The following is a 21,372-nucleotide window of genomic DNA, read 5'->3' on the forward strand; positions in this document are numbered from 1 at the left end:
GACCGAATGAGGCACCTGTTGGCCAAGGACAGGACACACAGCGACGATTTTACCGGCCCTCTGAAGCGGCTGCTGACAGGGGTCCTGCTGGCATGCCTGCTGGGCTTGTTTTTACTGTGGCGAATCGACAGTCCGCGCGTAGAACGGTTTCGAGCACAGGTGGTCGACACGGTGGTGCCGAATTTCGACTGGCTGTTCGCCCCTGTTACCGGCTTTGTGAACGTGGTCCGTGACTTTCAAAGCTACGATCGTATCTACAAGCAAAATCAGGAGCTACGCCGCGAATTGCAGCAGATGAAGGCATGGAAAGAAGCCGCCCTGCAACTGGAGCAGGAAAACGCCCGCCTGCTCGATCTCAACAACGTGCGGCTTGATCCGCGCCTGACCTTCGTGACGGGTATGGTCAGCGCAGACAGCGGATCACCCTTTCGGCAGTCGGTGGTCCTGAACGTCGGCGCGCGCGATGGCATCGTCGATGGCTGGGCGGCGATGGACGGGTTGGGGTTGGTCGGACGCATATCCGGTGTCGGCCAAAACACGTCGCGCGTTCTGTTGCTGACCGATACCTCCAGCCGGATACCAGTGATCGTGCAGCCATCCGGGCAATCCGCGCTGGTGATGGGCGACAACACCGCCGCGCCGCTGATCGACTTTCTCGAGGATGCGGGCCAAGTGCGCCCCGGTGACAGGGTGATCACCTCGGGCGATGGCGGCGTCTTTCCGGCCGGGCTGCTGGTGGGCAGCATCGCCGAGGACCCCGGCGGACGCAGGCGTCTGCGGCTGGCGGCCGACTATGAGCGGCTCGAATTTCTGCGGGTTCTGCGCGATCATGGCAGCGAACAGATCGAAACGCCCGGCGAGATGATCGCCCCCGCGTCCCTGCCGGGAAGCACGCTGCCCGCTGACCCCACGGAAGTGGAGCGCAGCGATGGCTGAACTGACCCAGGTCCGGCTCTGGTCGATGCGCGCGCTCTTTGTCGTGCTCTGCCTGATTGTGATCTTCTGGCGCCTGCTGCCACTGGATACGCTGCCGCGTGGCTGGGCGGGGCCGGACCTGATCCTTGCGCTCAGCTGTGCATGGGTCCTGCGGCGGCCGGAATTTGCGCCCGCGCTGTTGATCGCCGCGATGGTGCTGCTGGCGGATTTGCTGTTCCAGCGCCCGCCCGGGCTATGGGCCGCGCTGGCACTGATGGGCACCGAGGCGCTGAAAGCGCGCGCACCGGGACTGCGCGATCAGGGGTTCGGCCCCGAATGGCTGACCGTCAGCATCGTCCTTGTGATCCTCACGCTGGCCGAACGTCTGACGCTGGCTGTATTGCTGGTGGATCAGGCACCGCTTGGCCTGAGCCTGATGCAAGTAATCGCGACCATAGCGATCTATCCCCTGGTGGTGATGACCTCGTTCGTACTGTTGGGCCTGCGCAAGATCAAACCGGGCGAGTCGGTCAGAATGAGGCAACACGCATGAGGCGCCCGGGACGCGAGACCATTCTCAGCCACAAGCGTATCAGCCGACGTGGCCTGATCCTCGGGGCGGGGCAGGCCGGTTTTCTGGGGCTGCTTGGCTGGCGCATGCGCCATCTGCAGGTCGAGGAGGCCGATCAGTTCCGCCTTCTGGCCGATGAGAACCGGATCAAGATCCGCCTGATCCCACCGGCCCGTGGCGAGATTTTCGACCGCAATGGCCTGGTCGTGGCCGCCAATGTCCCCTCCTACCGGATCATGATGGAGCGCGAAGAAGCCGGCGACGTGGAAGAGGTGATCGCCCGCCTGTCACAACTGGTCGAGTTGGACCCCGACGAACTGGAGCGCGCGCGTGAGGAAATGCGCCGCTCGTCCCTGCACCCGGTTACCATCGCCGACCGGGTCAGTTGGGAGGCCCTGAGCCGCGTTGCCGTCAACGCCCCTGCCCTGCCCGGCGTGCGTCCCGAAGTGGGCCTGTCACGCCGCTATCCGATGCGCGACGAATATGCGCATCTGGTTGGGTATGTCGGCCCGGTCAGCGACTATGACCTCGAAAAGATCGACGCGCCCGACCAGTTGCTGCTGATTCCGCGGTTTCAGATCGGCAAGGTAGGGCTGGAAAAACAGCGCGAGGACATGCTCCGCGGCAAGGCCGGCACGAAACGGGTCGAGCAGAACGCCGCAGGCCGCGTCATGCGCGAACTCAGCCGTCGCGAGGGCGAGCCGGGCAAGGATATCCAGATCACCACCGACAGTGCGCTGCAATCTTATATCAATGCACGGCTCTCGGGCGAAAGCGCTGCGGCAGTCGTGATCGATTGCGAGACGGGCGATATCCTGGCCAGTGTCTCGACGCCGGGGTTCGACCCGAACCTTTTCGTGCAGGGGATTTCGGTTGCTGATTATCGTGCGCTGCTGGACAACAAATATCGCCCGCTGCCGAACAAGGCGGTTCAGGGCGTCTATCCGCCGGGCTCGACCTTCAAGATGGTGACGGCACTGGCCGCCATGGAGGATGGGCAGGCACAGCCGGACGACACCGTGTATTGCCCCGGCCATCTGGAAGTGAGCGGCCGCAGATTCCACTGCTGGCGTCGCGCCGGACATGGCAATGTCGATCTGCAGCAATCGCTGCGCGAAAGCTGCGACGTCTATTTCTACGAAATGGCGCTGCGCACCGGGATCGAGAAGATCACCTCAATGGCCAACCGCCTCGGGCTCGGGGTACAGCACGACCTGCCGATGACCAGCGTCGCCAAGGGTCTGATGCCAACCAAGGACTGGAAGCGCAACACGCGCGGGCAGGAATGGGTAATCGGCGACAGCGTGAACTCTGCAATCGGGCAAGGCTTTACGCTGGCGTCGCCCTTGCAGCTGGCAATCATGACAGCGCGGATCGCAACCGGTCGGGCCGTGCAGCCGCGGCTGATCAAATCCATCGACGGGGTGGAGACGCCCACCGGACGCGGCGAATCTCTTGGCCTGAACGAAAACAATCTGCGACAGATACGCCGCGCGATGTTCGAGGTATCCAACAACCGGCGAGGCACAGCCTATAGGAGCCGGATCATCCACGACGCCTTTCGCATGGCCGGCAAGACCGGCACCAGCCAGGTCCGCAACATCACCGCAGCCGAGCGCGCCTCGGGCGTGGTCAATAACCGCGACCTGCCTTGGGAGCGGCGAGATCATGCTCTGTTTGTCAATTTCGCTCCGTTCGACTCGCCCAAGATCGCCGTTTCGGTCGTGGTCGAACATGGCAGCGGCGGATCAACGACCGCGGCGCCCATCGCCCGCGACATCACGTTGCAGGCGCTCTTCGGTGAAGATCCCCCGCTCGAAGCCTACCCGAGCAAGGACCGCCCGCGCATCCGGGCCCAGCAGAAAAAGCTGCGCGAGGATCAACTGAGCCGGGCCGAAACAGAGGGGGACCGGGCATGAGCTACCTTGAATACACGGTCAAGACCGTTCCGACCGGCCCGCGCAAGATCCTCTATGTCAACTGGCCGCTCGCATTGCTGCTTACGGCGGTGGCCTGCATCGGGTTCCTGATGCTCTATTCCGTCGCGGGCGGCTCTTACACGCCCTGGTCGGCAGCCCAGATGAAGCGTTTTGCTTTCGGATTCGTCCTGATGATGGCCGTGGCGATGGTGCCGATCTGGTTCTGGCGCAACATCTCGGTGGTCGCCTATGCCGGCTCGCTGGCGTTGCTGGTGGCGGTGGAATTGTTCGGCAGCGTGGGCATGGGCGCACAACGCTGGATCGATCTGGGCGTAATGCGCCTGCAGCCATCAGAACTGATGAAGATCACGCTGGTGATGCTGCTGGCAGCCTATTACGACTGGCTGCCGCTGGGGCGCACATCGCGCCCGGTCTGGGTGATCGTTCCTGTCATCCTGATCATGGTGCCGGTCTATCTGGTGCTCAAGCAACCCGACCTCGGAACCGCGATCCTGTTGATCGCCGCCGGTGGGATCATGATGTTTCTTGCCGGTGTGCACTGGGCCTATTTTGCGGCCGTGGCCACGGCGGGGATTGGCCTTGTGACAGCGGTGTTCAAGAGCCGCGGCACCGACTGGCAATTGCTGGCCGATTACCAGTTTCGCCGGATCGACACATTCCTCGACCCATCCAGCGACCCGTTGGGCGCGGGCTACCACATCACCCAGTCGAAGATCGCGCTCGGCTCCGGCGGTTGGACCGGGCGCGGCTTCATGCAGGGCACGCAATCCCGGCTGAACTTCCTGCCCGAGAAACATACCGATTTCATCTTTACCACGCTGGCCGAGGAATTCGGGTTTGTCGGGGCGATCTCTCTGCTGGGTCTTTATGCCTTGATCGTCGTCTTCTGCATCTCATCGGCGCTGGCCAATCGCGACCGGTTCTCGTCTTTGCTGACCTTCGGGATCGCCGCGACCTTCTTTCTTTTCTTCGCCGTCAACATGTCGATGGTGATGGGGCTGGCCCCTGTCGTCGGCGTGCCGCTACCACTGGTCAGCTATGGCGGCTCGGCCATGTTGATACTGCTGCTCGGCTTTGGCATGGTCCAGAGCGCACATGTCCACAGACCAAGGTAAATTTTCTGTATGCCCATCAATATTCTTTTTGCCGCCAAGCCAGAGCGCTGGGTTACTTACGAAGCCCCCTTGCGCGCCGCGCTGGCCGACGTTGGCATTTCGGCAAATCTGGGCACTGACATCGCCCCCGAAGAGGTGGATTATATCGTCTACGCGCCCAACAGCTCTGTGCAGGACTTCACCCCCTACACACGCGCCAAGGCGGTGCTGAACCTCTGGGCCGGGGTCGAGGATGTGGTGGGAAACAAAACCCTTACGCAGCCACTGGCACGGATGGTCGATGATGGGCTGTCGCAAGGCATGGTCGAATGGGTGACAGGGCATACGCTACGCCATCATCTGAGCATTGATACGTATATTCATGGGCAGGACGGTGTCTGGCGCACCAACACTCCGCCGTTGGCCTATGATCGGCCTGTAACGATGCTGGGCCTTGGTGAACTGGGAACAGCCTGTGCGCAGGCACTCACCCGGCTTGGCTTTCCGGTGACCGGTTGGAGCCGGTCCGAAAAATCCATCGAAGGCGTCACATGCCTGCATGGCGCGGACGGCTTGCGCCGGGCGCTCAGCACAGCCGAGATCGTCGTGCTGCTGCTGCCGCTGACGTCGGAAACCGAAAATCTGCTGAACGCCGAAACCCTCGCTCTACTGCCGCGTGGCGCGATAATCCTGAACCCCGGACGCGGGCCGCTGATCGACGATGACGCATTGCTGGCTGCACTGGACAGTGGCCAGATCGGGCATGCCACGCTTGATGTGTTCCGCACGGAACCGCTGCCAAAGGATCATCCCTACTGGGCCCATCCCAAAGTGACCGTGACCCCGCATTGCGCCTCCGAGACGCGCCCCGGCACGGCCTCTCGGGTGATCGCCGAAAACATCCGTCGGGGTGAAGCAGGCGAGCCCTTCGTGCATCTGGTCGATCGCGGATCCGGCTACTGAGCAACCGCCGCGAGGCCGCCGGCAAGGGCGAAAGAGCGGGTTACTTCAGGATCGGCGGCCTGTCGGGGTCCGTCCCCGGCGCAGCAGGCGTAGACCGCTCGGGCGCCTGTGGCGCGGGCAGATCAAAGCGCAGTCCGACCCGCGCCAGCCTTGCGGCGACCGGATCATCCGATGCCACGAACGCCACATCGAGCGCCCCCGCCTCGACACCCGAGAAAACGAGCGCCTCGGAAATGGACCGGGCCAGCGCATCCTGCGCGCCGGGCACCGCATCCACGAAGGCCAGCAGATGCCCTGCCCCGCCACCGGCAAAGCTCAGGCTCGCCATATAGGCCGAACGCGCCAACCCGCCGGCGCGCGCCAGCTTGGCATCAAGCGCCTTCAACAGCGCCTCGGGCAGGTCACCCGGTGCCGCCAGCGCTTCGGCCCGCACCTCTGTCTGGGCCGGGTCGGGCTGCGCCAGCGTGTCGACCAGCCAGCTCAACGCTTCGGGCGGGATCAGGATCGACGACGGCGCGACGCCCAGATTGACGCCAACGCCGATCGCCTGCGCGCCCAGCATCTGCGCCAGCACCCGGCCCGGCAGCGCCGCGTAAGGTGCGGCCCCTTCGGCGAATTCCGCAAGCCGAGCCGCGTCATCGAAAGCCAAGGCATATTGATTGTCCTCGACGGTATAGATCTGCGGGGTGATTTCGCCGCCCTCGGCTTCGGACTCCAACAGCAGGTAAAGCTCGGTATCGGCGAGGGTCTGGTAAAAGGCCATGCGCGGTGCGACGGCCTCGGGTGCCACCTGCATCGCCGCATGCGCGGTATCCAGCGGTGTTTCATCCATTCTGCGTCATCTCCTTTAGCACTCCCGAGCCAGCCTGACCGTATCAGGGTATCGTGCCCCAATGGAACTGGCCCGGCTGCAAAATCGTGCGGTTCGCTCCTGTAGATGTACGTTTGTCAGCGCGACATTGTGACGTTGCTTTCCAGCACCCTGTCCTTGCTTGATTGCGACAACTGCTTCAACAAAGCTACCATCGCGCTGCGAACAAACTACATCCTGACCATAATGCTCACCCGCCCCACATCCCTCGTCAAAGAAATCAACGGCTGCACACTTTGCCGTGACCGCTTTGCCGCGACGGCGACCCGCAACCGCCCTCGACCTGTCCCGTGGTTTCAGCCCGGAACTCGTATCTTGATCGCGGGCCAGGCGCCGGGGCGGCGCGTGCATGAAACCGGCATACCATTCAATGACAGATCAGGAGATCGGCTGCGTGACTGGATGGGCATCAATTCGGCCACATTCTACGATCAGGGGCTCGTCAGCATCCTGCCCACCGCCTTCTGCTGGCCGGGCTATGACGCCAAAGGCTCTGACCTGCCCCCACCGCCGATATGCTGGGAGACATGGCATGACCGTGCCTTGGCTGAAATCGGCGAGGTCAAGCTACGGCTTGTTGTTGGCGGCTACGCCATCAAACGCCACCTCGGCACGTCAAAGCCGTTGACGCAAGTCGTCGCCGGTTGGCGCGATCTTGCGCCTGCCACCTTTCCCCTGCCGCATCCGTCATGGCGCAACACCGCGTGGCTGAAGCGCAATCCGTGGTTCGAGACCGACCTTCTGCCCGATCTGCGCCGAGCAGTGGCACGGGCGCTGGCTTGAACTTTCCGACAGACGCGCTCTGAAGCGGAAATGGCTTTCAAACCGTCAGGGCAGGCTGGCGCTCGGCGGGTCCGGACGGACATTCCAATTCTCTTGCGTGATCCAGTCACAAAAGGTGGCCACCGCCTTGATCCGCCGATGAGATTTCGGCAGCACCAGATAAAAGCCCGGAATGTCCGCCTCGTCCATGTCTTTCAACGCATCGACACCCAGAGGGGCCACCAGACGCCCTGATTCAAGATCCTCTTGTGAATCGATTTCGGACACCAGACCAACCCCCAGACCATTGATCGCCCCCCGGCGCATCGTGGCAGCGTCCTGAAACTCGATCTCGCCCGCAGGATCACAGGCCGTCTGGCCAAGATGGGACAGGACGCGGCTCCAGAGGCTTCTGGCCAGCACCGGGTGCAGCAATGTCTGCTTGCTCAGGTCTGCGGGCGTCTTGATCTTCTGGGCAAGAGCGGGAGAACAGCAGATGATCTTGGGATCATGCACCAGCAGTCTGACCTCGTGATCCTTCCAGTTGCCAAACCCCCATTGGATCGAAACATCCACTTCATCGGCAGTGAAATCCGGCAGTTCGATCATCGTGGTCAGCCGCAGATCGGCCCCGGGAAGAAGATCACGGAACCGGTCCAGCCGTTCCATCAGGTAACGGGTGGCAAAATAGGGGCTGACATTGATGTTGATGCGGTTGCGATAGGCGGACGAGGAAATCCGCCGCACACCTTCGGCAAATTCGTCAAAGCCGGCCTGCACGAAATGCGACAGGACGATTGCCCGCTCGGTGGGCTCGATCACCCGCCCCTTTCGCTCGAACAAAGGCACGCCAAGGATCTCTTCCAGCAATTTGATCTGCTGGCTTACGGCCTGCGGTGACACCAGCAATTCATCCGCCGCCGCCCGAAAGCTGCCCTTGCGGGCCACCACCCAGAACACGCGCAGCGCGTTGAGCGGTATCATCCTGAGCGAGGCGTCTTGCATGTTCGGTCTCCGGGCCGCAAGCAACCCGGGATCGTGTTTGCCCTCGGCGATACTGGCCTTCCGAGGCCGACCGCGTGGACGCCCAGACATCAGATCACGGCCTTTTCCGGGAAAGGTCTTTTGCCGACTATACGCTCATAGCCGACGTCCGAAAGGTCCTGCGTGCGGAAACCACCATAGATGATCCGTTCTGACACCCCCCGGCCCGCGGCTGCCCCCTGTTGCAGCCCGTGGCCGGGAGAGCCGTTGGCAAAGACAGGGTCGCTCGCCTGTGGATGGCTCTCGACAACCGTGTTGTGATCAAGCGTAGTGAAGTCGGAATTGGCGGTAAGACTGCAGGCAACGGCAGAACCGATGACAGCCCCACCGACAATCATGACATCATGGCTTTCGCTCACTTCTGATCCTCATCGTCCGGATGGCCAAGGTCAACGAACCAGCCACCGATGCATTGCGTCGAGGCCGCCATCGGGTCGGCTACTTCGGTCTTTGCCTCCAATTCGGCGCGGTAAGGTTCGCTGCTGTCTTGCGGCGCGAATCCCAAATGCCCGGCATTGGTCATATCCACCGGCTTCACCTTGTTGTCGGACATGCCGACAGTGATCGTGTGGCCCAGATGCGGTGCCGTGAGGCACGCAGTGACAAGGCGGCAGCAATCGTCGAATGACAGCCACGACCACAGCATTCGGCGGTCCGCAGGTTCCGGAAAGGACGAGAAGATGCGGACGCATGCGCTCTCAATCCCGAATTTGTCCCAGTAGAGGCTGGCAAGGGATTCGACAAAGCACTTGGACACTCCATAGAGGCTATCGGGACGCGGGCGGGCGTCGCACGGGATGTGGTCCCCCATCTTGTGATAGCCGATGGCGTGTACCGACGAGGCGTAGACAACCCGCTTTACCCCATGTTTCCGCGCGCCTTCATAGATGTGGTAAGAACCGCGGATGTTGCTGTCGAGTACTTCCTGCCAGGGCCGCTCGTGCGGCGCGCCACCCATATGGACGATGGCATCACAGCCCTTGGTCGCGGCGATGGTCGCGGCCTCGTCGCCCAGATCGAAAATGCACGCCTCTTCATTCGGCTGCAGGTCCTTGATCTCGACCATATCGGCCAGCAGCAGCGTGTCGGCCAGCGGTGCCAGACCGCGCCGCAGTTCGGAACCCAGACGCCCTGCGGCCCCTGTGATGAGGATTTTCTTGAATGGTTTGCCCAAGGTTTTTCTCCGATTTAGTTTGTCATTCATGGCGCTTCAATCACGCTCACTTACCTGTCGTCGTCACATAACCCCTGACCCGATCTTCGTCACGCGCGGCCTCGGAGCGTTTGGCAGGATCTCCGAAACCACCACCACCGGGCGCCTTGAGGACCAGCCGTCGTCCGGCAGGCACAAACTGCCAGCCCTTAGGTTTCATCACCGTGCCATCGTCCAGCGTAACCGAGCCCAGCGCGCCTTCGCCTCCGCCGTCACGGCCGCGCGGGGCGGCTGTGACCCGGTCGAACATGGCCGAAAATTCGAACTCATGGCCTGCGGCTGGCGCGATCTCGATCACCTGACCGAGGCCGCCGCGATACTGCCCGTCACCACCCGAATCCGGGCGCAGCTCCTTGCGCCAGACCACGATCGGGCCGGTATGTTCGGTGGCCTCGATCGGCATCGTGTGCACGCCGGAGGGAAACGCCGTGGCCGACAGACCGTCCAGCGTGGGCCGCGCGCCCATACCGCCAGAGTTGAACATCAGCACTTCCGCGCGGCGTCCATCCTTGCCCGTCTCGGGGCGCACCGAGATATGCACGTTCCATAGCGCCGCGGCACCTTCGGCCAGAACCTGCCCCGGCAGCGCCTTAGCCAGCGCCCCCAGTATGAGGTCCGGTACCATATGGCCCAGCACATGCCGCACCGAAACCGGCGCCGGCCGAGCAGCGTTGAGGATATTGGTGGGCGAGGTCACATGAAACACCGCAAGCGAAGCGGCGTTGTTGGGAATATCCGGTGCGACGACGCATTTCAGCGCGTAACAGGCGTAGGCCTTGGTATAGATCAGCGGCACGTTGATGCCCCAGCGGCTCATCGGGTCGGTGCCGGTCAGATCGACGGTGACGCTATCCTTGGCGATAGCAACTTTAGCCGCCAGCCGGATCTGTTCGTCATAGCCGTCAGTCATCATGTCGTTTGACCACGAGCCCTTGGGCAGATCGGCGATGCGCTCCATCATCGCCTTGTGGGTACGCGACAGGATGAATTGACCCAGCTTATCAAGGTTGGGCAAACCGACCTCGTTCAGCATCTCGATCAGGCGTTTGTGGCCCACATCGTTGCATGCCGCGAGCGAATAGAAGTCACCTATCACCTGATTGGCTTCGCGCACGTTGGCGCGCAGGATCTTCAATAGATGTTTGTTCACCTCGCCGCGCTCGGCGAATTTCATCACCGGGATCTGGATGCCTTCCTCGTAAACCGATTTGCCATCCGCGCCAAAGCCACGCCCGCCCACATCGACGACATGCGCCGTGCAGGCGAAAAAGCCGATCAACTCATCACCGTTGAACGATGGCGACACCATCGTGATGTCATGCAGGTGGCCGGTGCCCTTCCACGGATCGTTGGTCACATAGGTGTCGCCCGGATACATCTCTTCGCGCGGGATTTCGTTGATGAAGTGCTGTAGCGCCTCGGCCATGGTGTTCACATGGCCCGGCGTCCCGGTCACCGCCTGGGCGAGCATCTCACCCTTGGCGTTATAGACCCCTGCCGACAGGTCGCCCGCCTCGCGCACCGAGGTCGAAAAGGCAGTGCGCAGCAGTGTCATCGCCTGCTCTTCGACCACCGAAATCAGGCGATTCCACATCACCTGCATGCGAATTTCTTCAATCTGGTTCATTGGCTCAAACCTTTGCGCACAAGGAGCAACGAGCCGTCCGACTGGACGACCACATCAAATGGCGAGGTCACGACTGTCGATGTCTCGTCCTCGACGATCACCGCAGGCCCCGCCACCCGGTTACCAGGGCGCAGCGCGGTCCGCGCCACGATGGCCGTGTCTCGCTCCTGCCCCTCTGCCAGATCAAATACCGGCCGGAATGCCGTGGGTGCAATCGCTTCGCCGGACTCGTTGAGAGTGTGGCGTTCGCCGTCGGGGCGCTGGTCATACGCCTTGACCGAGAATGTGACGAATTCGATCTCCGGCCCTTCGACCGCCCGGCCAAAGAATGCGGCGTAGCGGGCTTTGAACGCGTCTTCGATCATTGCCTCGTCAGCGGCGGTAAAGTCGCGAACAGGCAAAGGAACCGGGATTTCCCAGCCCTGCCCCGCGTAACGCATGAAGGCCGTGATGTCGCACAGGATTTCGCCGTCGGTGCCAGCGCGCACGAAGCCCTCGGCCGTCGCCCTGAGATCACTCAGCAGTGCGTTCAGTCCAGCGGCATCGAACCCGGCCAGCTTCTGGATTTGCGACGCGACAGCCTCGTACCCGAAGGGCGCGCGCAAAAACCCGATGGCTGATCCGACACCGGCACTTTGCGGGATCAGGCAGCGTGCAACGCCCAACTTTTCGCACAGGCGCGCGGCGTGCAGCGGCGCGGCACCGCCAAAGGCGATCATCGTGTTGTCGCTGATGTTCTTGCCGTTCTCGACCGCATGAACGCGGGCGGCATTGGCCATGTTTTCGTCGACCACATCGCAGACGCCAAAGGCAGCGGCCTGCGCATCGAGGCCAAGTTTCGCGCCGACATGAAGCTCCATCGCCGTTGCCGCGGCCCCGGCATCAAGCCGGATCTTGCCGCCGGCGAAATTATCCGGATCAAGTTTCCCCAGCAGCAGATCGGCATCGGTGATGGCCGGGCGCGTGCCGCCCTTGGCGTAACAGGCCGGCCCCGGTTCCGACCCCGCCGATTCCGGCCCCGCCTGGATCCGGCTCATGGCATCAACCGACGCGATGGAACCGCCGCCCGCGCCAATCTCGATCATCTCGATCACGGGGATGGAAATCGGCATTCCCGAGCCCTTGGCGAAGCCCGAGCTACGCGCGACCTCGAAACTGCGGGCGGTCTGCGGCTGATAACCCTCGATCAGGCAGATTTTCGCCGTGGTGCCCCCCATGTCGTAGGAAACGACCCGATCCAGCCCGAAGCTCTTGGCAATGTCTGCGGCAAAGATCGCGCCGCCCGCCGGACCGGATTCGACCAGACGCACCGGGAATTCCGCCGCCGTCTCGACCGACACGAGGCCCCCGCCAGAATGGATCATGTAGACCGGGCATTTTGTACCCATGTCCTTGAGTCGCGTTTGCAAACGACCGAGGTAATCGGCCATTTGCGGACGCACATAGGCATTGGCGCAGACGGTATTGAAGCGCTCGTATTCGCGCATTTGCGGCGACACCTCGGCAGAGATCGACACCGGCAGATCAAGGTGCTTTTCCATGATCTCTCGCGCGCGCTTTTCATGCGCATCGTTCATGTAGGAATGGATGAACCCGATGGCGATGGCGCCAAAATCCTGCGCGGCAATCTGTTTCGCCAGCGCTTCAAGCGCTGCCTCGTCCAGCGCCAGAAGTTCCTCGCCCTGCGCGCTCATCCGGCCTGCGACGGTGAACCGGTCCTCGCGCGGGATCAGCGGCTGGGGCAGAACAATGTTCATGTCGTATTGATCGAACCGGTTTTCGGTCCGCATCTCGATCACATCGCGGAATCCTTCGGTCGTGATCAACGCGGTACGCGCACCGCGCCGCTCGATCAGCGCATTGGTCGCCAGCGTCGTGCCATGAATGATCATGTCGATTTGGTTCGCACTGATCCCCGCCTGCTCGATCACGATCGCGATCCCGTCCAGAATCGCCTGTTCGGGTGCCATGTAGGTGGTCAGCACCTTGGTCGAGAAAAGCGTGCCGCGCACGTCGAGCACGATATCGGTGAACGTGCCACCGATATCCGCACCCAGTCGGATGTCGTCCCCGGTCTTCATGCCTGATCCTTCTTCGCAAGCGCGGTTTCGCGCATCTGTGTAAGCGTCATCCGCGGCGTCAGCGCCTCGGGCGATATAACAAGGTCAAGAACAGCGCCGGTTTTGGACGCCAGCGCCCGGTCGAACGCCGCCTCGAAATCCGCCGTGTTTTCGACCCGTTCCGCGTGGAACCCGTAGGCCCTGGCGAGGGCCGCGAAATCAGGGTTCGCCGTCATGGTCGTGCCGGATACGCGGGTTGGATAGTTGCGTTCCTGATGCGCGCGGATCGTGCCGTAGATGCCATTGTTGAGCACCAGCACGATGGGCTGCGCCCCGGCCTGAAGTGCGGTCGCGAGTTCCTGACAGTTCATCTGGAAATCACCGTCCCCGGCAAAGCAGACCACCGTGCGGTCAGGGGCGGCAACCTTGGCGGCGACGGCGGCGGGCAGGCCATAGCCCATCGCGCCCGATTGCGGCGCCAGCAGCCGCGCCTTTGGGCCATACTTGAAGAACTTGCCCGACCAGACGGTGAAATTTCCGGCGCCATTGGTCAGGATGAAGTCCTCGGGCAGCTTGTCGCGCAATATGGCGCAAACCTTGCCCATGTCGACGGGCGACGGCAGGTCCGGCAGGGTAAAGCCCGCCTCATAGGCCTCGCGACCCTCGGCACGCCATGCTGCCCAGTCGCCCTTGACCGGCTCGATTTCGGCAAGTGCATCGGCAAATGCGTTCGGGCCAGCATGGATGCCCAGCGCAGGGCGGTACACCTTGCCAAGCTCCAGATCGGACCCGTGCACATGGATCACGGTCTGTTTCGGCTCGGGGCAGTCAAGGAGGGTATACCCATCGGTAGACATCTCGCCGAAGCGGTTGTTCACCGCCAGTATCACGTCCGCGTTCTGAACCATCTTGCGAATCTGCGGCGTCATGCCGACACCCATTTCACCGATGAAAACGGGCGAATGGTTGTCGAACTGGTCTTGATAGCGGAAAATGGCAGCAACCGGGATATCAGAGGCCTCGGCAAACGCCTGTAGTTTGGCGCTGCTGTCGTCCCGCCAGTTGCAGCCCGCAATCAGCATCAGCGGCCTTTTCGCCCCCGTCAGCATTTCGCGCATCCGGGCCATCGTCGCCGGGGCGGGTGCTGCCTCGGGAATGTCGAGCGGACCACGCAGCGGGGCGGCGTCCGTCATCGAGGTCAGCATATCTTCGGGCAGCGCGACCACGACCGGCCCCGGGCGGCCCGTCACCGCCCTCGTCCAGGCGCGCGACAGGATCTCGGGCAAGCGGTTCGCATCGTCGATCTCGACAACCCATTTCGCCATCGTGCCGAATACGGCCTTGTAGTCGATTTCCTGAAACGCTTCGCGCCCCCGCATGTCCGTGCCGACCTGGCCCACGAAAACGATCATCGGGGCGCTGTCCTGCATCGCGGTGTGAATGCCGATCGACGCGTTGGTGACACCGGGACCGCGCGTAACCATGCAGATGCCCGGCATGCCCGTCAGCTTGCCATAGGCTGCCGCCATGAACCCGGCGCCGCCCTCGTTCCGGCACATGACGTAATCCATTTTGCCCGCCGTGTCGTGCAGGGCATCCAGCACGGCAAGATAGCTTTCGCCGGGAACGCCAAACGCCTTCGTTGCACCGAGTGCGATCAGACTTTCGACAAGAAGCTGTCCACCGTTACGCATCATCGCTGTTCTTCCTCACAAATTTCGGAGAGTCCTGCCCAAGTGCTAGCCGGGTCGGGGTCATCACAGGACAAACGGGCGGCGGCCAAGGGAAGCACCCGCAGGCCACTGCTGTCCTTGCGTATGGTGCCGCGCGATGCCGCGAGCGTAAATCAAGAAAACTCACGAACCGACAAGTATTGCTTGTCATTCGAACGCAGCGGATCACGGCTTTTCTGTCACCACCACACCCGGATTCAGCACACCATCGGGGTCGAACGCGGCCTTGATCCGCGCCATCAATTCGCGCTCGGTCGGGCTGCGCAACGCATTCGCCAGCGCAACCTTGGACCGCCCCAGCCCATGCTCTGCCGCAAAGCTGCCCCCGAGGTCTGAGGCAAGGCCGCCAAGCGCCAGCGCCAGTTCGGCGTTCACAGCGTCAAAACTTCCGCCTGCTTCTGGCAGTGACAAGTTGTAATGGGTGTTTCCATCCCCCAGATGGCCAAACGGATTAACCCGCACGCCCGGCATGATTGCCTGACACAAGGCCTCGCTCTGAGTGAGGAAACCGGCGAGCCTGCCGGGAGGGACCGAAATATCATGCTTGAGCTGCGGGCCTTCCAGGCGCTGACCTTCGGGTTGCTCTTCGCGCAGAGCCCAGAGCGCAGCGCGCTGGCTGTCAGACATGGCAATCGTACCATCGACCACCATAGCCTTGTCAAAGCCGCGTTCCAGAATATCCGAAAGCATTTCTGCCAAGGGGACGCGCATCGAACCTGCCGTCAGCTCGACCAGCAGGTACCACGGCGCGCGCGTTTCCAGCGGGTACACAAGCCCATCGACATGACGCAGCGCCAGATCGAGGCCGAAGTCACAGAAGAATTCCAACGCGCTGATGAACTCGCCTGCCTCGGTGCGAATAAGTGTTCCCAAAGCAACCAGTGCTTCCAGATCAGGGATCGCCAGAAACGCGGTTTCGCGCTGTTTGGGGGCCGGATAAAGCTTCAGCACCGCGCGTGTTACCACGCCCAGCGTCCCCTCGGCACCGCAGAACAGCTTGCGCAGCTGGTAGCCCGCGTTGTCCTTTTGCGCATGCCGCATACCATCCCAGATCGCGCCGTCATGCAGCACTACCTCCAGCCCCAGAACGAGGTCCTGCATCATGCCGTAGCGCGCCGCATGGCTGCCCCCGGCATTGGTACTGATCAGCCCGCCGATCTGTGCGGTGCCTTCGGCCCCCAGATGCATGGGAAAGATCAGATCGTGGGGCAATAGCGCCTCGTGCAGCGCCGCCAGCACCACACCGGCATCGACGTCGATCGTGCCGCTGTCAGGGTCCGGATCACCAATGGACCGCATCCGCGCCAAAGACAGTATCACCGCGCCCGGCCGCTCTGCGACGGCTGCACCGCACAGCGAAGTATTGCCACCCTGCGGAATGACCGGAACCCCCGCCAGATCACAGGCCGAAACCACCGCGGCGACTTCGGCGGTCGATGCCGGGCGCGCCACACCCAGCGGCGGCGCGCCATAGCGGTCCAGCCAATCGCGCGCGTAGCCCGTCACCTCGGCCTCGGTCAGCCAGCCCTTCGGTCCGAGGATTTCGTGCAATTCAACTGCCAGTTCGCTCATGGTTTCATTCATCCTGCACGCGATCAGACCGCCTTCGCGGCGGTTCAGGCGCCCACCGCCACCGATCCTCGGCAGCATGCCCCTAGAGGCCATGTTATCAACTCGGCATCAAGACAATAGTCAAGAATATCTGTTGACGGCAAAGGTCAGCTTGTGCAGCCTTTGAAGCGGGTTACGATCACACGCCCCCTGACGCTGGGCCGGGCGAATCCCCATGGGAGCCGCGCATCGGCAGCCGCAGACATTCATTTCGAATAATTTAGAAATAACGCTTGCGGCGCGCAGAACGATTCTATATTTCTAGAAATATGAAAACGATAGCCCCCCAACCCCCTGAACTGACCCGCGCGGCCTCTACCTTTGCCGCATTGGGCAGCGAACAGCGACTGATGGTGCTCAACGCGCTGGTACGCGCTGGCCCTGACGGGCTGAGCATCGGCGAACTGGGCGCACGAACCGGCGTGACCGGATCAACGCTCACCCATCATATGAAAATCCTTTCGCAGGCCGGCCTTGTGGCGCAAGAGCGAAAGGGGCGCAGCATCATCTGTGCGGCCGTTGCCTATGACGAACTGCGCCACCTGTCCGATTTCCTGCTGCGCGAATGCTGCGCGGATGTTCCTGAACCGAACCGAGGTCACAATCATGGCTGATATTGCATCCTCCACCCCGCGCCCTTCTGTCTGGTCGCGTATTGGCAAAGTCTGGATCGTGCTGCTGCTGATCCTTGCTGCAGTCGCCGTGCTTGACCCGACGCAGGTCTGGCCGACGGTGACATTTACCGCAAACGCCTTGCTGCACACCGCGCCATTCATCGCCTTCGCGGTCTTTGCTGTGGCCTATCTCAAGGCGACCGGGGCCGAACGGCTGGTCGCCAAGGTGTTCCAGGGCAACCAGGTGCGCATGATCGCGATGGCCGCAATGGTCGGCGGTCTGGCGCCATTCTGTAGTTGCGAGGTGATCCCCTTCATCGCCGCGATGCTGGCGCTCGGCGCGCCACTGGCGGCGGTCATGGCCTTCTGGCTGGCCTCGCCGCTGATGGATCCGGCAATGTTTGCCATCACCAGCGGTACGCTGGGCTGGGATTTCGCGGTAGCCAAAGCTGTCGCGGCAGTGGGAATCGGCATGTTTGGCGGCTTTGCCACGATGCTGGCAGCCCGTAGCGTCCTCTTTGCCGATCCGCTGCGGGAAAAGCCGCAAGTCGGCGGCTGCTGCGGCACCAAGAAACCCTATGAAGGCGCGCCGGTATGGCGCTTCTGGACGCAAGCCGACCGCCGCGAAACCTTCCGCGCGACCGGTATGGAAAACGCGGTGTTCCTGCTGAAATGGTTGACGCTGGCCTATATGCTCGAGGCACTGATGCTGGAATACGTGCCTGCGGACATGGTGGCCGGGGTGTTGGGCGGCACTGGCATCGGGCCAATCATCCTCGGCGCGCTTGTGGGTGCGCCTGCCTACCTCAACGGCTATGCCGCTGTGCCGCTGATCGACGCCTTGCTGGCACAGGGAATGAGCGACGGCGCCGCGATGAGTTTCGTCATTGCCGGCGGGGTCAGCTGCATCCCGGCAGCCATCGCTGTCTGGGCGCTGGTCAAACCACGGGTGTTTTTCGCCTATCTGGCTTTCGCCTTTACCGGGGCCGTTCTGGCCGGGATCGCCTGGCAGGCCATCGCCTGACACATCTGCACGCAGCGGCGCGCCCAATTCGCGCGCCGCTTGCCATCCGCGCACAAACACCCGCGCCCGCTCACATGTTTTTTCCATGCGGAGCATAATTTTGCCTTCTTATTCTGTATAAACGGGGGGTGATCCGCCTTACTGTGGCGGAACATGGTTATCGCCATGTCAACAAAGCCCCGGTAAGAAGAGGGTAAGAGCAGCGTCGGAGCAAGTGAATGCTCGAATTTGAAAACGTCAGCAAGTCCTTCTGGACGGGCACGCAACGCAAGGTGATCCTGGATCAGGTCTCCTTCCGGGTGGAGCTTGGCCGTAGCATGGGCATCCTGGCACCCAACGGCACCGGCAAGACGACGCTGATCAACATGATGGCAGGGCTGGAAAAGCCCGACGAGGGTGAAATTCGCCGCAGCTGCCGCATCAGCTTCCCGCTGGGGTTCATGGGCGGCGTGATCGGCAAGATTTCGGCGATGGAAAACAGCCGCTATATCGCGCGGCTCTACGGTCTCGACCCCGATTATGTCGAGGCGTTCTGCCGCTGGATGTGCAATCTGGGCGAATATTTTGATCAGCCGCTGGGCACCTACAGCTCGGGCATGAAAGCGCGATTCACTTTCTCCCTGATGCTGGCGTTGGATTTCGATATCTACCTGATCGACGAGGGCATGCCCAACTCCACCGATGTGGAATTCAACCGCAAGGCGGGCGAGATTCTGAAAGAACGGCTGCGCACGACCACGGTCATCATCGTGTCGCACCAGGCCAAGACGCTGGAAAAATTTGCGACTTCTGCGGCTGTGTTGATGGGCGGGCAGTTGTATATGTTTGATACCTTGGAAGAGGCGAAGCAACTCTATGACTACGAAACCCAAGGCTAGAAAATTCCGCATCAAGCGGTCCCCGACCGCGACGCACCCCCGTGAGGCCCAGCCACAGGCCCCAGCGGCAGAAGAACCGCGCGTGTCGGCATCGCCACAGGCAGCCGCGGGCGAAGTCAGCTCTCTGGCCGAAGTCAGCACCGGCCAGACCATCGACAAGATACGTCAGGAGGGGCTGACCGGCCGGCAGTTGCGCATGGCGCGGCGCGTGGCGCAGAAACACGGGCTGGCCCCCACCTCTGATTTCGACGCGGTGCGCCTGCTGCGCGCCAGCGGGATCGACCCATTTCAACGCGCCAATATTCTGGAACTGGTAACGTCAGACAAAACTGCAAAAGACGGATCCCGCGAGGTTGACCATCCCAAGGTACAGTTGCCGCAGACCGTACCGACAGGCGGGCAGACACTCCCCTCGGTCGAGATGACCCCGGCAGAGCGCCGCAGCGAAGAAATCATGCGCATCCAGCGCGATATCGGCAGACGGCGCCGCCGCAAACTGATGCTGCTGCTGTCGCGGCTGGTGGCTTTCGTTCTGCTGCCGACGGTAGTCGCGGGGTACTACTATTACGCCATCGCCACCCCGATGTATTCGACCAAATCCGAATTCCTCATCCTGTCAGCCGAAGGCGGCGGCGGTGGCGGTGGCCTCGGCGGCCTGTTGCCCAGCCAGTTTGCCACCGGGCAGGACGCGATTGCCACGCAATCCTATCTGCTGTCGAAAGACGCGATGTTGCGACTTGATGCCGATGTCGGCTTTCGCGATCATTTCAGCCAACCCTGGATCGACCCGATCCAGCGGCTCAAGCCGAACGCCAGCAACGAGGAAGCCTACAAGGTTTACAAGAAGTTCGTGAAGATCGGTTATGATCCGACCGAAGGCGTGCTGCGCATGGAGGTATCCACCGCCGACCCCAAGGTCAGTGCCGCCTTTTCCGAGAAACTGATCGCCTATGCCGAAAACCGCGTCGATGAACTCAGCCAGCGCAAGCGGCAGGACGGGGTTCGCACCGCCATCGAAAGTCTGGAACAGGCCAAGGCCGAACGGCGAGCAGCGCAAGAGCGGATGGTCACGTTGCAGGAGGGCAGCGTGCTCGACCCCGAGGGCGAGATCGGCAGCATCCGGCAACTGATCGGCAATGTCGAATTGCAGTTGCAGGAAAAGCAGCTTGCGTTGAACACACAAATGAACAACTCGCGCCCCAACCGCGCCAAGGTACAGGCCCTGACCAGCGAAATAGAGGTGTTGCAGATCGAGCTGGAGAAACAGAAGGCGCGCCTGACCCAGGCCTCGGGCGGCCACTCCTCTCTGGCGTCGCAAACGGCCGAAATCCAGATGGCTCAGGCCGATCTGGCCACCGCCGACCTGGTGTTGCAATCGGCGCTGGAGAACAAGCGGCAAGCCGAGATTCAGGCCAACAAGCAGGTGCGTTACCTGACGGTCAGCGTGCGTCCCGTGCCGTCGCAGGATGCATCCTATCCGCGCGCATTCGAGAACACGATTCTCGCGTTCTTGATCTTTGCGGGTATCTACCTGATGATCTCGCTCACCGCGTCCATCCTCAGAGAACAGGTATCATCCTGATATGACCAGAGTAGACTTTCGCGGCCTCCGCGTCGGCAACGATCAGCCGCTGACCGTCATCGCCGGTCCGTGCCAATTGGAATCCGTGGATCATGCCCAGATGATCGCAGGCGCAATGCAAGAGGTCTGCCGCGAGGCAGGCGCGCAGTTCATCTTCAAAGGCTCGTTTGACAAGGCCAACCGCACTTCGCTGAGTGGCAAGCGCGGCTTGGGCGTGGACGAGGGCCTGAAGGTCATGCAGGCGGTCAAGGATGCGCTGGATGTGCCCGTGCTCACAGATGTGCACCTGCCGGACCAATGCGCGCCCGTGGCCGAGGTCTGCGACGTGCTGCAAATCCCGGCCTTCCTTTGCCGCCAGACCGACCTGCTGATCGCCGCAGGCGAAACAGGTGCGGTGATCAACGTGAAGAAGGGGCAGTTTCTCGCCCCGTGGGACATGCCCAACGTCGTGTCCAAGATCGAAAGCACCGGCAACCACCAGATCATGCTGACTGAGCGCGGCACATCGTTTGGCTACAACACTTTGGTGGCAGACATGCGCGCGTTGCCCCAGATGGCACAGACCGGCTATCCGGTCGTCATGGATGCAACCCATTCGGTGCAGCAACCGGGTGGCATGGGCGGCAGCAGCGGCGGACAGCGCGAATTTGCGCCCGTGATGGCGCGCGCCGCCGTATCGCTGGGCATCGCTGCCGTGTTCATCGAAACTCACGAAGCCCCGGATACCGCCCCGTCAGATGGCCCAAACATGATCCCGCTGGACCGGATGGGCGCGCTGATCGCCTCGCTGATGGCGTTCGACCGCTTGGCCAAGGCTGACCCCATAGAACTACAGAAATAAGGACGTTTCGGTGAATAAACCTGCCCCTA

General features: G+C 62.2%; 19 protein-coding genes. 11 read left to right on the plus strand and 8 right to left on the minus strand.

Going from position 1 to position 21,372, the window contains the following annotated elements:
• Positions 1-18: 18 nt before the first annotated feature.
• From mreC to O3306_RS06970, 5 genes are read left to right on the plus strand one after another with little or no spacing between them, the layout of a single operon-like run.
• Positions 19-936: a rod shape-determining protein MreC gene (gene mreC, locus O3306_RS06950; RefSeq protein WP_272005042.1), complete on the plus strand. Its 918-nt coding sequence runs from the start codon at positions 19-21 to the stop codon at positions 934-936.
• Positions 929-1,468, plus strand: a complete 540-nt coding sequence (locus O3306_RS06955) for a rod shape-determining protein MreD (RefSeq protein ID WP_272004918.1) — start codon at positions 929-931, stop codon at positions 1,466-1,468. Before mreC ends, O3306_RS06955 begins: the two co-directional genes overlap by 8 nt.
• Positions 1,465-3,405: a penicillin-binding protein 2 gene (gene mrdA, locus O3306_RS06960; RefSeq protein ID WP_272004929.1), complete on the plus strand. Its 1,941-nt coding sequence runs from the start codon at positions 1,465-1,467 to the stop codon at positions 3,403-3,405. Before O3306_RS06955 ends, mrdA begins: the two co-directional genes overlap by 4 nt.
• Positions 3,402-4,541 carry a rod shape-determining protein RodA gene (rodA, locus tag O3306_RS06965; RefSeq protein WP_272004931.1) on the plus strand — a complete coding sequence of 380 codons (1,140 nt, stop codon included), beginning with the start codon at positions 3,402-3,404 and terminating at the stop codon, positions 4,539-4,541. The genes mrdA and rodA overlap by 4 nt, the downstream gene beginning before the upstream one ends.
• 9 nt (positions 4,542-4,550) lie before the next feature.
• Positions 4,551-5,483 carry a 2-hydroxyacid dehydrogenase gene (locus O3306_RS06970; protein ID WP_272004933.1) on the plus strand — a complete coding sequence of 311 codons (933 nt, stop codon included), beginning with the start codon at positions 4,551-4,553 and terminating at the stop codon, positions 5,481-5,483.
• 40 nt (positions 5,484-5,523) lie between these two features.
• Here O3306_RS06970 and O3306_RS06975 read toward each other — a convergent pair whose 3' ends face one another.
• The gene (locus O3306_RS06975; protein ID WP_272004935.1) at positions 5,524-6,315 is read right to left on the minus strand and encodes an SseB family protein; all 792 of its coding nucleotides are present in this window, start codon (positions 6,313-6,315) and stop codon (positions 5,524-5,526) included.
• A gap of 225 nt (positions 6,316-6,540) precedes the next feature.
• Here O3306_RS06975 and O3306_RS06980 point away from each other — a divergent pair, with 225 nt between their 5' ends.
• Positions 6,541-7,137, plus strand: a complete 597-nt coding sequence (locus O3306_RS06980) for a uracil-DNA glycosylase family protein (protein ID WP_272004937.1) — start codon at positions 6,541-6,543, stop codon at positions 7,135-7,137.
• 45 nt (positions 7,138-7,182) lie between these two features.
• Here O3306_RS06980 and O3306_RS06985 read toward each other — a convergent pair whose 3' ends face one another.
• The 7 genes from O3306_RS06985 to O3306_RS07015 form a co-directional block, all read right to left on the minus strand.
• A complete protein-coding gene (locus O3306_RS06985) occupies positions 7,183-8,121 on the minus strand; it encodes a LysR substrate-binding domain-containing protein (RefSeq protein ID WP_272004939.1) in 939 nt (312 codons plus the stop codon).
• An 89-nt stretch (positions 8,122-8,210) separates the two neighbouring features.
• Positions 8,211-8,519 carry a hypothetical protein gene (locus tag O3306_RS06990; RefSeq protein ID WP_272004941.1) on the minus strand — a complete coding sequence of 103 codons (309 nt, stop codon included), beginning with the start codon at positions 8,517-8,519 and terminating at the stop codon, positions 8,211-8,213.
• Positions 8,516-9,334 (minus strand): NAD-dependent epimerase/dehydratase family protein, encoded by an 819-nt coding sequence (locus tag O3306_RS06995; RefSeq protein ID WP_272004943.1) that lies wholly within the window; start codon positions 9,332-9,334, stop codon positions 8,516-8,518. The genes O3306_RS06990 and O3306_RS06995 overlap by 4 nt, the downstream gene beginning before the upstream one ends.
• Positions 9,335-9,380: 46 nt before the next feature.
• Positions 9,381-11,000 (minus strand): hydantoinase B/oxoprolinase family protein, encoded by a 1,620-nt coding sequence (locus tag O3306_RS07000; RefSeq protein WP_272004945.1) that lies wholly within the window; start codon positions 10,998-11,000, stop codon positions 9,381-9,383.
• Positions 10,997-13,081, minus strand: a complete 2,085-nt coding sequence (locus O3306_RS07005; protein WP_272004947.1) for a hydantoinase/oxoprolinase family protein — start codon at positions 13,079-13,081, stop codon at positions 10,997-10,999. Before O3306_RS07005 ends, O3306_RS07000 begins: the two co-directional genes overlap by 4 nt.
• On the minus strand, positions 13,078-14,757 hold the full coding sequence (locus O3306_RS07010; protein ID WP_272004949.1) for a thiamine pyrophosphate-binding protein: 1,680 nt from the start codon (positions 14,755-14,757) through the stop codon (positions 13,078-13,080). Before O3306_RS07010 ends, O3306_RS07005 begins: the two co-directional genes overlap by 4 nt.
• Positions 14,758-14,958: 201 nt before the next feature.
• Positions 14,959-16,365, minus strand: a complete 1,407-nt coding sequence (locus O3306_RS07015) for an FAD-binding oxidoreductase (protein WP_272004951.1) — start codon at positions 16,363-16,365, stop codon at positions 14,959-14,961.
• Between the two features lie 308 nt (positions 16,366-16,673).
• On the opposite strand from O3306_RS07015, the gene O3306_RS07020 reads away from it, so the two are divergent.
• From O3306_RS07020 to kdsA, 5 genes are all read left to right on the plus strand, one after another.
• Positions 16,674-17,018 (plus strand): ArsR/SmtB family transcription factor, encoded by a 345-nt coding sequence (locus tag O3306_RS07020; RefSeq protein ID WP_272004953.1) that lies wholly within the window; start codon positions 16,674-16,676, stop codon positions 17,016-17,018.
• A complete protein-coding gene (locus O3306_RS07025; RefSeq protein WP_272004954.1) occupies positions 17,011-18,042 on the plus strand; it encodes a permease in 1,032 nt (343 codons plus the stop codon). Before O3306_RS07020 ends, O3306_RS07025 begins: the two co-directional genes overlap by 8 nt.
• Before the next feature lie 218 nt (positions 18,043-18,260).
• A complete protein-coding gene (locus tag O3306_RS07030) occupies positions 18,261-18,920 on the plus strand; it encodes an ABC transporter ATP-binding protein (protein ID WP_272004956.1) in 660 nt (219 codons plus the stop codon).
• Entirely contained in the window at positions 18,898-20,502 is a 1,605-nt protein-coding gene (locus O3306_RS07035; RefSeq protein WP_272004958.1) for a capsule biosynthesis protein, read from the plus strand. Before O3306_RS07030 ends, O3306_RS07035 begins: the two co-directional genes overlap by 23 nt.
• 1 nt (position 20,503) lies before the next feature.
• On the plus strand, positions 20,504-21,343 hold the full coding sequence (gene kdsA, locus O3306_RS07040) for a 3-deoxy-8-phosphooctulonate synthase (RefSeq protein ID WP_272004960.1): 840 nt from the start codon (positions 20,504-20,506) through the stop codon (positions 21,341-21,343).
• Positions 21,344-21,372: the final 29 nt, after the last annotated feature.

The sequence above is a fragment of the Roseovarius sp. ZX-A-9 genome, from assembly GCF_028369135.1.
Taxonomy (GTDB): Bacteria; Pseudomonadota; Alphaproteobacteria; order Rhodobacterales; family Rhodobacteraceae; genus Roseovarius.